Source organism: Dyella acidiphila, assembly GCF_014863405.1.
Taxonomy (GTDB): domain Bacteria; phylum Pseudomonadota; class Gammaproteobacteria; order Xanthomonadales; family Rhodanobacteraceae; genus Dyella_B; species Dyella_B acidiphila.
The window spans coordinates 41,006-55,462 of sequence record NZ_JACZZA010000001.1 but is presented as its reverse complement, the minus strand read 5'-3'; the positions used below and the strand labels follow the sequence as shown (position 1 = coordinate 55,462).

Sequence of the window (14,457 nt, the reverse complement as noted above, 5' to 3'; positions counted from 1 at the left end):
GCGGGTCAGCCGATATGCACGCGCTCGTCGCCCTGTGCGGCTACCACTTCGCCGATCACCGCGCTGGCCAGGCCGTGCTTGGCGAGCAGGGCGGAGGCAGCCGTCACCGCATCGCGCGGCAACACAATGGTGAAGCCCACGCCGCAGTTGAAGGTGCGCCACATTTCCTCGCGCGCCACCTTGCCTTCGCGCATCAGCCAGTCGAATACCGGCGGCAGCACGATGGCATTGGCGTCCAGCGCCAGGCCCAGGCCGTCGGGCACCACGCGGATGATGTTTTCCTTCAGGCCGCCGCCGGTGATGTGCGCCATGCCGTGTACCGGCACCGACTTCAGCAGCTCCAGCATCGGCTTGACGTAGATGGTGGTGGGCGCCATCAGGGCATCGGCCAGGGTCACGCCGCCCAGATCGAGCGTCAGCGGATTGCCGGCGCGTTCGACGATCTTGCGGATCAGCGAATAGCCGTTGGAATGCGGGCCGGAGGAGGCCACGCCGAGAATCACGTCGCCGGCGGCGATCTGTTCGCCGCTGAGCAGTTCGGCCTTTTCCACGGCGCCGACCGTAAAGCCGGCGAGGTCGTATTCGCCCGGCGGATACATGTCGGGCATTTCCGCGGTTTCGCCGCCGATCAGCGCGCAGCCGGCCAGTTCGCAGCCCTTGGCGATGCCGCCAACCACAGCCACGGTGGTATCCACGTCCAGCTTGCCGGTGGCGAAGTAATCGAGGAAGAACAGCGGTTCGGCGCCTTGCACCAGCACGTCGTTCACGCACATGCCGACCAGGTCGATGCCGATGGTGTCGTGGCGGCCCAGCTGCTGGGCGAGCTTGAGCTTGGTGCCCACGCCGTCGGTGCCCGAGACCAGCACCGGCTCCTTGTAGCGCGTGCCGAGATTGAACAGGCCGCCGAAGCCACCCAGGCCGCCCATCACTTCCGGGCGGAAGGTGCGCTTGACCAGCGGCTTGATGCGTTCGACCACGGCGTTGCCGGCATCGATATCCACGCCGGCGGCGCGGTAGGTGAGGGCGTCTGACATGGCGGATCCGGCTTTTAGCAAGCTTGCAATGATAGACGTTAAGGGCTGGATTGGGCAGACTTTCCGGTGAATCCCCGCCCCCGAACCTGGCCCGCCCATGCGCTTTCCACGTCTGCTGATCGTTACGTTGCTGCTTGGTCTCGTCGCGGGCCTGCCGCGGATGGCGCTGAGCCAGACCGGCTCGCCCTATACGGTGGTAGTGCCGGTAACCGATGTTGGCGACGCCCAGCGCAGCCAGGCGTTCTCCACCGCACTGGGCCAGGTGCTGGCGCGCGTGGCGGGCGGCCAGGACATGAGCGGCAAGCCCGGTTATGCCGATGCGCTGCAGAACGCCGGTGGCATCGTCAAGCAATTCCAGTACGAGCGCGGCCAGGGCAATCCGCCCAGCCTCACCTTGTCGGTCACCTTCGACCAGGGCGCCGTGCAGCGGCTGGTCACCCAGATGGGCGCGACCACCGCCGGGGTGAAGCCGCCGCTGCTGGTGGTGGTGAAGGGTGCGGACGGCAAGGTGCTCGACAAGGACGATCTCAGCGCGCTGGGCGATGCCGTGGGCAAGCACGGTTACCAGGTGAGCTATGCCGATCCCTCGCAGCTGCCGGACCTGGACAAGCTGGAAAGCGCCGATCCGGCCGCCTTGTCGGCGATCGCCCGGCTGTATCACACCGGCCTGGTGCTGGTGGGCGAGCTGCACGCCAGCGGCGCCGACTGGTCGCTGATCAGCGGCGGCCAGTCGCAGCACTGGAGCACGCAGGGCAATAACGAAGACAGCATGTTTGCCGACGCCGGCAAGAGCGCCACCGACCGCCTGGGCCAGGCGCTCAATGTGATCGGCGCCACCGCGGTGGACGGCAAGCTGTGGGTGAGCGGCCTGCACTCGGCGATGGATTACGCCAACCTGATGGCCACGCTGCGCGCCGATCCCACGGTGCAGAAGGTAAGCACCCTGGGTGGCCAGGACGATGGCGTGCTGCTGGCGGTGAAGGCGGCGATGCCGCTGGACGGTCTGGCGGCGAACCTCACCGCGGGCGGTCGCCTGATGCAGGGTGGCGCGCACGACGGCGCCGACGTCAGCCTGCGCTGGCTGCACTAAGGCATCACTGGCCGCGATGCCTGCCGCGTCGCCTTCACCCTGGCGGCATTTGCCCAACGCGATCTCCGTATTGCGCGTGCTGCTGGTTGGGCCGATCGGCTGCCTGCTGTGGCAGCGCAACTGGTCGTACGCGCTGATCCTGGTTGCGGTTGCGGGTGTTTCCGACGGGCTGGATGGCTTTCTGGCCCGCCATTACGGCTGGCAAAGCCGCCTTGGCGGCATGCTCGATGCGATCGCCGACAAGCTGCTGCTGGTCGCCTGCTTCGTGATCCTGGCCTGGCGGGGCGAGGCGCCGGCGTGGCTGGCGGCGATCGTCTGCGGCCGCGATCTATGGATTGCGGCGGGCGCCGTGTTGTGGCGCGTGCTGGTCGGCCGCATCCAGCCACAGCCGAGCCTGCTGTCGAAGGCCTGCACCTTGCTGCAGATCCTGTATCTGCTTTGCGTGCTGCTGGCCTTGATCGGCTGGCCGGTACCGGCGGCGGGCGGCCTGGCCTGGGCAGTGGCGGCGCTGTGCATCGCCAGCGGCCTGGATTACACCATCCGCTGGTCGCGCCGCGGCTGGCGTGCGCGGCGCACGCGATGATGGATCTGGCCGTGCCGCAAGACTTTGAACAGCCGCCCACATCGGCCACACTTGGCTGCCGCACCCTGGCGCCATCGATGAATTTTTCGTGTCCATAAGCCAAGAGACATCCCGCCGCTGGCAGATGCTGGCGATCACCGTTGTCATCGGCCTGCTGATCTGGCTGCTGGCGCCGGTGCTGATGCCGTTCGCGGTGGCGGCCATGCTGGCCTATCTCGGCGATCCGCTGGCCAACCGGCTGGAGCGGCTGGGGCTGGGGCGCACCTTGGCGGTCAGCATCGTGTTCGTGGTGCTGATCCTGGCAATCGCTGCGGCCCTGCTGTTGCTGGTGCCGCTGATCGTGCGTCAGATCGAGAACCTGGTGGACAACTTCCCGCATTACGTCGAGTGGGGTCGCGACAAGGCGCTGCCGTGGCTGCAGGTCAGGCTGCACCTGGATCCCAATGCCTTCGACACCGATCGCCTGATGGCCGAACTGAAGGCGCACCTGGGTTCGATCGGCAGCGTGGTGGGCAAGATCTCGCGCTCCAGCATCAGCGTGGTGGTGTGGATGACCAACCTGGTGCTGATCCCGGTGGTGTGGTTCTACCTGCTGCGCGACTGGGATCGCCTGGTGGCATGGATCGATCGCATGCTGCCGCGTTCGGTCCAGCCCACGGTGGCACACCTGGCGCGCGAATCCGATGCCGTGCTCGGCGCCTTCGTGCGTGGACAGCTGCTGGTGATGCTGGCGCTGGCGATTTACTACGGCGGCACGCTGACGCTGGTCGGCATTTCGGTCGGTCCGCTGATCGGCATGGTGGCCGGCCTGCTGAGCTTCGTGCCGTATCTGGGTTTCATCACCGGCTTTGGCGCCGCGATCATCGCTTCGCTGGTGCAGCACGGCGACTGGACGCATCTGCTGATGGTGATTGGCGTGTTCGTGATCGGCCAGCTGCTGGAAGGCTATGTGCTGGTGCCGCGCCTGGTGGGCGAGAAAATCGGCCTGCACCCGGTGGCGGTGATCTTTGCCGTGCTGGCCGGCGGCTATCTGTTCGGCTTCCTCGGCGTGCTGCTGGCGCTGCCGGCGGCCTCGGTGATCCTGGTGCTGCTGCGCTATCTGGCCGAACGCTACAAGCTGAGCGATCTGTACACGGAAGAGGGCACGCCCGACACCGTGCTTGCCGAAGTGATTGTCAGCGAGGACCAGCATGGCGATATCCACGCCCGCACCCGCGTTGCCGACGAAGGCAGTGAACCGCACAAGCCATGACCGCGCAGTTACCGTTGACCCTGCGCTGGCCGCGCCGCCAGCGCTTCGAGCATTTTTATCCGGGCGCCAACGCCGCCACGCTTGCTGCCGTGCAGGCGTTGTCTGTGCAAACGGGCGCGCCGTGGCTTTATCTGAGCGGCGGCAGCGGCAGCGGCAAAAGCCATCTGCTGCTGGCGGCTTGCCAGTCGGCACATGAAGCCGGGCGCACCGTGCAGTATCTGCCGTTGAAAGCGCTGCGCGAACGCAGTGCGGCGATTCGCGGCGTGGCTGGCAGCGCCTTTATCGCGCTGGACGATCTCGATGCGATTGCCGGCGATCGCGATGCCGAGCATGCCTTGTTCGATCTCTACAATCGCGCACGTGCCGAGGCTACCGCCTTGCTCTTCGCTGCCGAGACGGTGCCCGCGCAATTGTCGTTGACGCTGCCCGATCTGCGTTCGCGCCTCGGCGCCTGCACGCAGTTCGCGCTGAAACCGCTGGAAGATGCCGAACGCCGCGAGGTGCTGAAAACGCAGGCCGCGGTGCGCGGGATCGAGCTCGACGACACGGTGCTCGATTGGCTGTTTGCACGTTATGTGCGCGATCTGGGGGCCTTGCTGGATCTGCTCGATCGCCTGGATCAGGCCTCGCTGGCTGCGCAGCGGCGCGTGACAGTGCCATTCCTGCGCAGCTTTCTGCGCGAAGGCTGACGTAGCAGTCCGTAGCCTGGGTTACCCTGCGCCGACCCAGGCTGTGCCACCGGCTATAGCGAGGCTCGCATGATCTGTCGCATCTGGCATGGACGTACAACGCGCGCACGCGCCGACGAATACGCGCACTTCCTGCAGCAAAGGGCGATACCTGATTACCGCTCTGTGCCCGGCAACCTCGATGTCGCGATACTGCGGCGCGAGGATGGCGACGTCACTCATTTCCTGACGGTAACGCACTGGACTGGCGAACAAGCGATTCGCGCGTTTGCCGGTGATGACCTGCTGAAGGCCAAGTACTACCCGGAAGATGCCGAATTCCTGCTGGAATTCGAATCGAACGTGCAGCATTACGAAGTGATTGCTGCGCAGGCTGCAAGCTTGTGAATCCGCAGGGCAAGCGCGTTGAGATCGAGGTTTGAGCAAAAAACAAAAGGCGCCGACGGCGCCTTTTTGCTTGCAACATGGTGGAACGACTCAGGCCTTCAGCAGCGAAGGCGTGGCGTTCGCGCCGATCGCTTCGGTCATGGCTTTCACGATGTGCAGGTTGCCGGCAATCACGTTGCCGCTTTCCGGAATGCCGTCACGCCCGGCGAAATCGCCGTACTGGCCGCCGGCCTCGCGCACCAGCAGCACGCCTGCCGCCATGTCCCAGGGCTTGAGGCCGATCTCGAAAAAGCCGTCGTAGCGGCCAGCGGCGGTATAGGCCAGATCCAGTGCGGCCGAGCCGGAGCGCCGGATATCTTCGGCCTGGCCCAGCAGCGCGCGGGTCATGGCCAGTTGCGCATCCAGGTTGGCGCGCTGGCGGAACGGAAAGCCGGTGGCGATCATCGCGCCGGCCAGGTTTTCGCGCTTGCTGACGCGGATGCGGCGGTCGTTGAGGTAGGCGCCATCGCCCTTGCTGGCGGTGAACAGCTCGTCGCGCAGGGGATCGAACACCACCGCGTAGACCGGCTCGCCGCGGTCGAGCAGGGCGATGGAGACGCTGAAGTGCGGAATGCCGCGCAAGTAGTTGTGGGTGCCGTCGAGCGGATCGATCACCCAGACCAGCGGGCCCTTGCCGGTGGCGCCGCTTTCCTCGGCCAGGATGGCGTGGGTCGGGTAGGCGCGGCGCAGTTCCTTGACGATCTCTGCCTCGGCCAGCCGGTCCACTTCGGATGCGAAATCCATGCGTTGCTTTTCAACGACGTTGAGGCCGTCGATGCGGTTCATGTAACGCAGGATCACGTTACCGGCGGAGCGTGCGGCGCGTACCGCAACGTTGACGGCGGGTCTGGTCATGGCTTTGGCTTGGCAAAAGAACGGGTTAGCGGCCGGGGATTCTAGCAGGTCGGGTGGGGTGTCGTCGCCCGGCGGGCCATGTCCGGCGCCAACTCCACTATCCTTGCCAGCCTCATCGGATACCCGCCTGCGCATGACCACCGCTCCCGACCTCCCTGCTTGCTTTCGCTTCGTGCTGGTGCGCACCTCCCACCCGGGCAATATCGGTAGTGCCGCGCGCGCCATGCGCACCATGGGCTTTGCTCGCATGGAGCTGGTCGCGCCACACAAGTTTCCGGACCGGGAAGCCTCCGCGCTGGCGGCCGGCGCCGACGATGTACTGGAACAGGCGGGCGTCCACGGCGAACTGGTCGAAGCACTCGCCGGCAGCAGCCTGGCCTTCGGCCTGTCCGCCCGCAGGCGCGGCGTGAACCTGCCCGAGCTGACCCCGCGCGAGGCCGCCGCGCAGGCGCTGGCGGCCGCACAGCGCGGCGAGCAGGTGGCGCTGGTGTTCGGCAACGAACGCACCGGGCTGGAAAACGAAGAGCTGGCGCGCTGCCACGCGATGGTGCGCATTCCCAGCGTGGAGGATTTCAGCTCGCTCAATCTGTCGCAGGCGGTGCAGGTGATGGCGTACGAGCTGCGCGTGGCGCTGTTGGGCGAACATCTGCCCGCACCGCCGCCGGTGCATGACGAGCCGCCTGCCGATGCCGCGCAGATGGAGCGCTTCTTCGAGCACCTGGCGCAGATGCTCGACGATATCGATTTCCACAAAGGCCGCGCGCCAACCACCATCATGCTGCGCTTGCGCAAACTGTTTCAGCGCGTCCAGATGGATGAGCGCGAGCTGCGCATGCTGCACGGCATTTTTGCCGACGCACAACGCATGGCACGCCTGGCAGGCGATAAAAAATAAGCGCGAGCTACGCCGCGCCGTAGGTCAAATCGTAGGTTGGGTTAGCGCAGCGTAACCCAACACTGCGCAATCCACGCTACAAAGCAGAGCTCGCAAACGAATACAGGTCTTGTTCGGTTACCGCGGATCAAATCCTGAGTAACCCAAGCTATACCCATGCAATCACTGCTCGTCGTCGGCCGCCTCGATGCGCGGCGCCGGCGTCACCAGCAATTTATCGATGCGCGCACCATCCAGATCCACCACTTCAAAGCGGATCCCGCGCCACGCAAACACCTCGCCGGTCACCGGGATATGCCCCAGCGCCGCCATCACCATGCCGGCCACGGTGCGGAAATCGTGCTCGTCCTCGCCGGGCAATTGGTCCAGATGCAGCAGTTCGCGCAGGTCGTCGGTGGAGATCGAGCCGTCGACCAGCCAGCTGCCGTCTTCGCGCTGCACGATCGGCAGATGCTCCTCCTTGCCGTGGCCGAGTTGGTTGGCGCCGACCACCGCCGCGAGCAGATCGTTCAAGGTGACGACGCCGTCGATATCGCCGTATTCGTCTACCACCAGCGCCATCGGCGTTTCGGCATCGCGGAATTCTTCCAGCAGGTCCAGCGCGCGTGCGGTGGCAGGTACGTAGAGCGGTTTGGCCAGGATGCGGAACAGCTCCGGCTTGCCGGCGGCAATACCGCCGAGCAGGCTTTTCACTTCCACCACGCCGACGATGTCGCTTTCGTCGCCGCGATAGACCGGGTAGCGCGAATACGGCGTTTCCCGCAGCACTTCCAGGTTTTCCGCCAGCGGCGCGTTCTGGTCCAGCCACGCAATGCGCATGCGCGGGGTCATCACGCTGTCCACCGTGCGATCGCCCAGGCGCAGCACGCGGTTCACCATGGCCTGCTCGTCGGCGTCCAGCACGCCCTGTTCGGTGCTTTCGGCCACCAGCAGGCGGATTTCCTCTTCGGTGGCGGCGGTCTGGCCGCGGTCCTGCACGCGCAGCAGCTTGAGCAGCACGCCGCTGGAGCGGTTGAGCATCCACACGAAGGGGGCGGTGGCGCGCGCCAGCACCAGCATCGGCATGCCAACGATTACCGATACTTTTTCCGGTGCCGACAGGGCCAGCCGCTTGGGCACCAGTTCGCCGACCACGATCTGGATAAAAGAGATCACCACGAAGCCCAGCACGATGCCGACGATCCGCGTATACGGCGCCAGCCAGGTGATGCTGCCGTCATGCAGCAGTTCGCTGATCTGGCCGCCGATGGCGTCGCCGGCCACGGCGCCGGTGATCAGCATGACCAGGGTGATGCCGACCTGCACGGTGGACAGGAAGTGCTCCGGGGCCTCGGCGTGGCGCAGGGCGATCCGGGCCCGCCGGCTGCTGCGCGCCATCTGCTTGAGACGACTCTTGCGCGAGGCGACCAGCGCCATTTCCGATAGCGCGAAGAAACCGTTGCACAGGGCGAGGATGAGGACGAACGCGAGTGTGGTCAGCATCGCGACGGGGGATGAGATGCGGGCATGGGGAGCAAGTGTAAGGCACGGCGAGGCCGTGGTGGCGCGGCCCGGCGCGGGTGCGGTGCGCCGGGGGCGTCCTGTAACATAGCGGAAATATTGCCCATTCCCGCGCCTTAAGGCCCTTCCGCATGTTTTCACTCCAGACCATCTTCGGCAAAGGCGACAAGTTCTACGGCCTGCTCGAACAGAGCGCCGATGCCGCCCGCGAAAGTGCCAAGGCCCTGCATGAGCTGGTCACCCAGCCCGACCGCGCGCCGATCATGGCCGCCTTCGCCGCGGCCCGCGCCCGCGAGAAAGCACTGGCCGGGCAGATCAGCGAAGAACTCGTGAATACTTTCGTTACCGCGCTGGATCGCGAAGACATCGAGGCGCTCAACACCGCGCTCTACAAGGTGCCCAAGAGCGTGGAGAAATTCGCCGAGCGCTACGAGATCGTGGCCGGCCGCCTGGCCGGCGTGGATTTCGGCCAGCGCACCCTGGTGCTGGCGCGCGCCACCGAGGTGGTGGTGGAAATGATCGGCGAACTGCGCAAGGGCCTGCGCATCGATCCGGTGAAGAAGCTGCAGGATCGCCTGCAGACGCTGGAATCGGAAGGCGACCGCATGCTGCTGGCGCCGTACCGCACGCTGTACCTGGAAAGCAACGATGCGATGCGCGCGATGCTGGCCAAGGATCTGTTCGAGCTGCTCGAAAAAGCCATCGACAAATGCCGCGACGTCGGCAACATCGTCTATTCCATCGTGCTGAAAAACTCCTGAGGAACGCGCCTTGCACGCCTTCTTTTTCGCGCGATGCGCTCCGCCGGGAGCCGGCGCATGAGCCTGGGCCTGGTTATCGCGGTCGTGTTGATCGCGCTCATTTTTACTTACATCAACGGTTTTCACGACACCGCCAATTCGATTGCCACCGTGGTGGCGACCAAGGTGCTGACGCCCGGCCAGGCCGTCTTGCTGGCGGCGATCACCAATATGATCGGCGCGCTGTGGGGCACAGCGGTGGCGGCGACGATCGCCGCGGGCATCGTCAATACCGGCGTGGTCGAAGCCGGTTCGCAATTGCTGATCTGCGCGCTGTTGTCGGCGATCGTGTGGAACCTGATCACCTGGTGGTTGGGCCTGCCGTCCAGTTCCAGCCATGCGTTGGTCGGTGCGTTGGTCGGCGCGGCGATCGCCGAATCAGGCGGCCGCTTTGCGGCGGTGGTCTGGGCGCAGGGCGCGCACTGGTGGGACGGCAAGGGCGTGCTGCCGAAAGTGGTGGTGCCGATGGTGGTGTCGCCGATCATGGGCTTCGTGCTCGGCTTTCTGCTGATGGGCGCCTTGTATGCGCTGCTGGCGTGGTTCGCCAGCCGCAAGGGCTTTCTGCGCTATCTGGGGCGCACGCCGTTCGTGAACAGCCTGTTCGGCAAGGCGCAGATTGTGTCGGCCAGTGCGATGGGCCTGGCGCACGGCATGAACGATGCGCAGAAGAGCATGGGCATCATCGCGCTAGCGCTGGCCGGAGCTACCACAGCGGGTGATTTCGACGGGCTGCCGTCATGGCTTTCGTTTCTGCGCATTCACGCATCCAGCGCAGGCGGCTTCGCCGTGCCACACTGGGTGGCGGTGGTCTGTGCGTTGACCATGGCCGCGGGTACCGCCGGTGGTGGCTGGCGCATCATCAAGACGCTCGGGCACAAGATGGTGCGGCTGCATCCGATCAACGGTTTTGCCGCGGAAGGTAGCTCGGCACTGGTGATTCTGGTCGCCTCGATGTTCGGCTTGCCGGTGTCCACCACGCACGTGGTGTCGTCGTCGATCATGGGCGTGGGCGCGGCCAAGCGTTTCAATGCGATCCGCTGGTCGGTGGTGCAGCGCATGGTATGGGCGTGGATTCTCACCCTGCCGGTGACGGCGCTGATCGCCTACGGCTTCGTGCAGCTGGCGCGGACGTTCGGCTAGAAACTGTCGCCGCCGCTGACGATCGCCTGTTCGAGCTGATCGCCCAGACTGCCCAGCTCGCCGATCAGGCGCTGCAGATCCTGCTGATTGAGCAATTCGTAGGGGCGGTTCTCGCACAGGTGCAGAAACGGCGAGCCGTCCAGGTCGGCTACCGCCAGAAAGCCGTTGCGCTGTTCCCAGTTGAAGCGCAGGCAACGCCTTGGGTCGATGCCGGCCAGCGGGCCGATCGGCGTGGAGATGCGCAGATAGCGGCGGCCGCCTTCGTCTTCCAGTTCGGCCAGGTAGATGCCCTGATGCCGCCCCTGCGGCAGGCTGAGATCGAAGCTGATCAGATAAGGATCGTTCTGCCGCAGAACGTGCAGGCTGCCGATCAGCGAACGCACGGCTTCGAAGTGATGCATGCGGGCACCCGAGCGGAACGGGGAGGACTGGTACTCTGCCACGACCGAAGCGCGGGTGCACGCCGTCATGAAAGCGGAATATAGGAAGGTTTTCGAGGCCATCGCAGCCATTCCGCCGGGGCGGGTGGCCAGCTATGGCGCGATCGCCGCACGTGCCGGCCTGCCGGGGCGCGCGCGGCTGGTCGGCCGCCTGCTGGGCGAGGTGCCGGACGGCATGACACTGCCGTGGTTCCGCGTGCTGCGCTCCAGCGGTCATATCGCCATGGCGCCGGGCAGCCGCGGTTTCCGCGAGCAATGCCGGCTGCTGCGCGCCGAGGGCGTGGAGGTCAAGAACGGGCGGGTGCCGCTGTCGCGCTTCGGGCTGGATGCGGATGTGGATCGCGCCTTGTGGGGCATGCCGGACAGATAAATCGGCACATCGCGCAGCATGGCCGGTACCTGCGACTACACCGGCCGCGTGAGCAAGCGAGGCCGGTTTGCTAGCATTCCGCGGATGCCCGCAACTCCCCTCGATATCCTCCAGAGCGTCTTCGGTTACGCCAGTTTCCGCGGTCCGCAGCAAGCCATCGTCGAACACGTCAGCGAAGGCGGCGACGCCTTGGTGCTGATGCCGACCGGCGGCGGTAAATCCTTGTGCTACCAGATTCCGGCGCTGCTGCGGCAGGGCACCGGCATTGTGGTGTCGCCCCTGATCGCGCTGATGCAGGATCAGGTAGATGCCTTGCGCGAAGCCGGCGTGTCGGCCGCGTATCTCAATTCCAGCCTCGACGCGCAGGAGCAGCGCGAGGTCGAGCGCCGTTTGCTCGCAGGCGGCCTGAATCTGCTGTACGTGGCGCCGGAGCGCTTGCTTACAGCGCGTTTCCTGGAACTGCTGGAAAGTACCGAGGTGGCGCTGTTCGCGATCGACGAGGCGCACTGCGTCTCGCAATGGGGGCACGATTTCCGCCCGGAATACCGCGAACTCACCCTGCTGCACCAGCGCTTTCCGCAGGTGCCACGCATCGCGCTGACGGCCACTGCCGATCCGCGTACGCGCGAAGAGATCGTCGAGCGGCTGGGGCTGCAGGATGCGCGTCCGTTCGTGTCCAGCTTCGACCGGCCCAATATCCGTTATGCGATTGCGCTGCGGCACAACGCGCGCAGTCAGCTGCTGGCGTTTCTGGATGGCCATCGCGGCGATGCCGGCATCGTGTATTGCCTGAGCCGGCGCAAGGTGGACGAAACTGCCGAATGGCTGTCCGCTGCCGGCATCGAGGCGCTGCCTTATCACGCCGGCCTGGATGCGGCGACACGCGCTGCCAACCAGCAGCGGTTCCTGCGCGAAGACGGCGTCGTGATGGTGGCGACGGTGGCGTTCGGCATGGGCATCGACAAACCCGATGTGCGCTTCGTGGCGCATCTGGATCTGCCGCGCAGCATGGAAGGCTATTACCAGGAGACCGGCCGCGCCGGCCGCGATGGCCTGCCGGCGAATGCGTGGATGGTCTACGGTTTGTCGGACGTGGTCACGATGAGCCAGATGATTGCGCAGTCCGAATCGGGCGACGAGCGCAAGCGCATCGAGCGCGGCAAGCTCGATTTGCTGCTCTCATATGCAGAAGCCACGCAATGCCGGCGCGAGCTGCTGCTGTCGGCCTTCGGCGAAGATTTCCATGGCCCTTGCGGCCATTGCGACAACTGCCTGGAACCGCCGAAAACCTGGGACGCCAGCGTGCCTGCGCAGAAGGCGCTCTCTGCGGTGTATCGCAGCGGCCAGCGCTTTGGCTCGGGGCATGTGATCGACATCCTGCGCGGCATCGACGGCGAACGCATGAGCCAGCTCGGCCACGATCATCTCACCACCTTCGGTATCGGCGCCGACATGGACGAGAAGCAATGGCGTTCGGTGTTCCGCCAACTGCTGGCCGCGGGGCTGCTGGCCACGGATCCGGAAGGCTACGGCACACTGCGCCTCACCACCGCCAGTCGCGACGTGCTGGTCGGCCAGCGCAAGATCCATATGCGCGAGGAAACGCGGCCTGCACGTCGCGCCTCGCGTCGTCGCGACAGCCAGCTGGTGACCGGTGCGAGCCTGGGCATCGAGGCGTACGAGCAAGAGTTATGGGATGCCTTGCGTGCGCTGCGCTCCAAATTGGCCAAGCAGCATGGCGTGCCGGCCTATGTGATTTTCCATGACGCCACTTTGCTGGCGATGCTGCGCGCGATGCCGGAAAACGAAGACGATCTAGCCGCCATCAGCGGAGTGGGCGAGGCGAAATTACAGCGTTACGGCCGCGACTTCCTGGATGTGATCAACGCGAAGGAATAGCGCGGCGCGACTTATCCGTGATCAGGCACGTCACGGTTCGAGCGCCCCAGCGTGCGTCGCGAACGGCGTACATGGCTGGAGTTGGCCTCGGCGGCGGTCGATCTGGAACTGGCGGTGGCGCGCGTCAGACGCGCATGCGGCAACGCATACGGTTCGGCCAGATAGCGCCACTGGCTGAGGTAGGGCGGCAATTTCGCCTGCGGCCACGCCAACCGCAGCGCTCCCAGCGCTGCTTCGGCGGTATCGTGCCGCGCCAGTTCGCGCGCCTCGATCAGCGCGCGCCAACGATGCCCGTGCCGGACAATCCGGAACAGGCCGCGGCTGGAGGGGAAAACATACTGCGACGTCATCGGGTCGTACTCCATCATCCGATGCATGGCAGCATGCCGGATGTCGATGACGCGCCAATTATTCCTATGCGTCACGACGATGGCAGCCTGCGGTCGCCGGCATGACGAAGCTGATGCGGATGTTAGATCGCCGTGAATTCAGTCGGCGTGGCAGTTCACGCCGGCGGCGCTGGCAATGCTTTCGCCCGCGGCCAGCGGCGCCAGCATGCCGTCGTGCATACCCTTGGTCCACCACTGCCAGCCGTCCCCGGTATAACGTGCGCCGCTGGCAGAGATGACGCTATGCAGGCTATGCCTGCTGCCCTTGATCTCGAGCAGGGCAGTGTCGCTATCCGGGTATGCGGCCTTTACTTCCTGTCCGTCGCTGCAGGTGTAGCTGATCCAGTTCGACGCCGCACCGGCGGGCGCATGCTCGTTGGATGGCGTGGCGCAGGCGGCCAGCATCGCGCCGGCCGTCGCTGCAAGTATGAAATGAGGCATGCGCATGACGAGCTCTCCTTGGCTGCGTGCGCAGCATACGCAGGCATGCGTTGCGATGCTGTTTAGCCGGCGCAGATTACGGCAGCGCCGACTTCGCCAGCGTACGAATTTGATCCGGTTCGACCAGGCCTATCTCGCGCCCGGTTTCCTTATTGCCGCGAAACACGATCAGCGTACTTTGCTGCACGATGCCCAGCGCCTGCTTTTCGGCCGTCTGATTGTCGTAGTCGAGCCGCAGGATCAACAGTTTGTCGAACGCCGGATCCTTCGCCATGGCGTCGATGGTCGGCGCTTGCTTGCGGCAGGTCGGGCACCAGCTGGCGTAGGCATCTACCAGGATCGGCTTTCCGGCCGTCTGCGCGGCTTTCAGTGCAGCCATGCTGAAAGGCTGGATCGGTTGCGCCATCAGCGGGGCGGTGGATACCAGGCTGAACAGGGCGGCGGCGAGCAGCGTACGTAGCGCGGACATGGGCAAATCCTCCAAAGGTGACGATCGACTATTCGCCGTGGCTCGGGCGAGGGTTACGCGGCGTAACCTGTGCGTGCGCGACGGCGAATGCCTGTGCAGAAACCGCCGTGCCGATGCATGCGGTGCTCACTGAGGATGCAGGCAATGTACAAAAAAACAGGTATGCGTGACCAGCTTGCTGCAGG

Annotated in this window: 17 protein-coding genes; 10 read left to right on the top strand and 7 right to left on the bottom strand. The window is 65.4% G+C overall.

Annotated features, from left to right (window positions below):
• Positions 1 to 5: 5 nt before the first annotated feature.
• The gene (gene purM / locus IGX34_RS00340; RefSeq protein WP_425598762.1) at positions 6 to 1,133 is read right to left on the bottom strand and encodes a phosphoribosylformylglycinamidine cyclo-ligase; all 1,128 of its coding nucleotides are present in this window, start codon (positions 1,131 to 1,133) and stop codon (positions 6 to 8) included.
• Here purM and IGX34_RS00335 point away from each other — a divergent pair.
• The 5 genes from IGX34_RS00335 (at position 1,132) to IGX34_RS00315 (ending at position 5,035) form a co-directional block, all read left to right on the top strand.
• A complete protein-coding gene (locus tag IGX34_RS00335; RefSeq protein WP_192553677.1) occupies positions 1,132 to 2,124 on the top strand; it encodes a DUF2066 domain-containing protein in 993 nt (330 codons plus the stop codon). The two genes, purM and IGX34_RS00335, sit on opposite strands and share 2 nt — an antisense overlap.
• Positions 2,125 to 2,140: 16 nt before the next feature.
• The gene (locus tag IGX34_RS00330; RefSeq protein WP_192553676.1) at positions 2,141 to 2,707 is read left to right on the top strand and encodes a CDP-alcohol phosphatidyltransferase family protein; all 567 of its coding nucleotides are present in this window, start codon (positions 2,141 to 2,143) and stop codon (positions 2,705 to 2,707) included.
• Positions 2,708 to 2,795: 88 nt separating this feature from the next.
• A complete protein-coding gene (locus IGX34_RS00325) occupies positions 2,796 to 3,959 on the top strand; it encodes an AI-2E family transporter (protein WP_338015388.1) in 1,164 nt (387 codons plus the stop codon).
• The gene (gene hda, locus IGX34_RS00320) at positions 3,956 to 4,648 is read left to right on the top strand and encodes a DnaA regulatory inactivator Hda (protein ID WP_192553675.1); all 693 of its coding nucleotides are present in this window, start codon (positions 3,956 to 3,958) and stop codon (positions 4,646 to 4,648) included. Before IGX34_RS00325 ends, hda begins: the two co-directional genes overlap by 4 nt.
• A 69-nt stretch (positions 4,649 to 4,717) precedes the next feature.
• Complete coding sequence (locus IGX34_RS00315) at positions 4,718 to 5,035, top strand: antibiotic biosynthesis monooxygenase (RefSeq protein ID WP_192553674.1); 318 nt, start codon at positions 4,718 to 4,720, stop codon at positions 5,033 to 5,035.
• Between the two features lie 90 nt (positions 5,036 to 5,125).
• On the opposite strand, the gene IGX34_RS00310 is transcribed toward IGX34_RS00315, so the two are convergent.
• Complete coding sequence (locus IGX34_RS00310) at positions 5,126 to 5,929, bottom strand: inositol monophosphatase family protein (RefSeq protein ID WP_192553673.1); 804 nt, start codon at positions 5,927 to 5,929, stop codon at positions 5,126 to 5,128.
• A gap of 133 nt (positions 5,930 to 6,062) precedes the next feature.
• On the opposite strand from IGX34_RS00310, the gene IGX34_RS00305 reads away from it, so the two are divergent.
• Positions 6,063 to 6,824: an RNA methyltransferase gene (locus tag IGX34_RS00305; protein WP_192553672.1), complete on the top strand. Its 762-nt coding sequence runs from the start codon at positions 6,063 to 6,065 to the stop codon at positions 6,822 to 6,824.
• Positions 6,825 to 6,986: 162 nt separating this feature from the next.
• On the opposite strand, the gene IGX34_RS00300 is transcribed toward IGX34_RS00305, so the two are convergent.
• Entirely contained in the window at positions 6,987 to 8,306 is a 1,320-nt protein-coding gene (locus IGX34_RS00300; protein WP_192553671.1) for a hemolysin family protein, read from the bottom strand.
• Positions 8,307 to 8,455: 149 nt separating this feature from the next.
• On the opposite strand from IGX34_RS00300, the gene IGX34_RS00295 reads away from it, so the two are divergent.
• Entirely contained in the window at positions 8,456 to 9,085 is a 630-nt protein-coding gene (locus tag IGX34_RS00295; protein WP_192553670.1) for a DUF47 domain-containing protein, read from the top strand.
• A gap of 57 nt (positions 9,086 to 9,142) precedes the next feature.
• Positions 9,143 to 10,264, top strand: coding sequence for an inorganic phosphate transporter (locus tag IGX34_RS00290; RefSeq protein WP_192553669.1), 1,122 nt, complete (start codon positions 9,143 to 9,145; stop codon positions 10,262 to 10,264).
• Here IGX34_RS00290 and IGX34_RS00285 read toward each other — a convergent pair.
• Positions 10,261 to 10,665 (bottom strand): hypothetical protein, encoded by a 405-nt coding sequence (locus IGX34_RS00285; RefSeq protein ID WP_192553668.1) that lies wholly within the window; start codon positions 10,663 to 10,665, stop codon positions 10,261 to 10,263. The two genes, IGX34_RS00290 and IGX34_RS00285, sit on opposite strands and share 4 nt — an antisense overlap.
• A gap of 67 nt (positions 10,666 to 10,732) precedes the next feature.
• Here IGX34_RS00285 and IGX34_RS00280 point away from each other — a divergent pair, with 67 nt between their 5' ends.
• Positions 10,733 to 11,074 (top strand): MGMT family protein, encoded by a 342-nt coding sequence (locus tag IGX34_RS00280; RefSeq protein WP_192553667.1) that lies wholly within the window; start codon positions 10,733 to 10,735, stop codon positions 11,072 to 11,074.
• A gap of 84 nt (positions 11,075 to 11,158) precedes the next feature.
• Entirely contained in the window at positions 11,159 to 12,973 is a 1,815-nt protein-coding gene (gene recQ, locus IGX34_RS00275) for a DNA helicase RecQ (RefSeq protein WP_192553666.1), read from the top strand.
• A gap of 11 nt (positions 12,974 to 12,984) precedes the next feature.
• On the opposite strand, the gene IGX34_RS00270 is transcribed toward recQ, so the two are convergent.
• The 3 genes from IGX34_RS00270 to IGX34_RS00260 form a co-directional block, all read right to left on the bottom strand.
• A complete protein-coding gene (locus tag IGX34_RS00270) occupies positions 12,985 to 13,323 on the bottom strand; it encodes a hypothetical protein (protein ID WP_192553665.1) in 339 nt (112 codons plus the stop codon).
• Between the two features lie 138 nt (positions 13,324 to 13,461).
• Complete coding sequence (locus IGX34_RS00265; RefSeq protein ID WP_192553664.1) at positions 13,462 to 13,809, bottom strand: MliC family protein; 348 nt, start codon at positions 13,807 to 13,809, stop codon at positions 13,462 to 13,464.
• A 70-nt stretch (positions 13,810 to 13,879) separates the two neighbouring features.
• Positions 13,880 to 14,272: a thioredoxin family protein gene (locus tag IGX34_RS00260; RefSeq protein ID WP_225737122.1), complete on the bottom strand. Its 393-nt coding sequence runs from the start codon at positions 14,270 to 14,272 to the stop codon at positions 13,880 to 13,882.
• Positions 14,273 to 14,457: the final 185 nt, after the last annotated feature.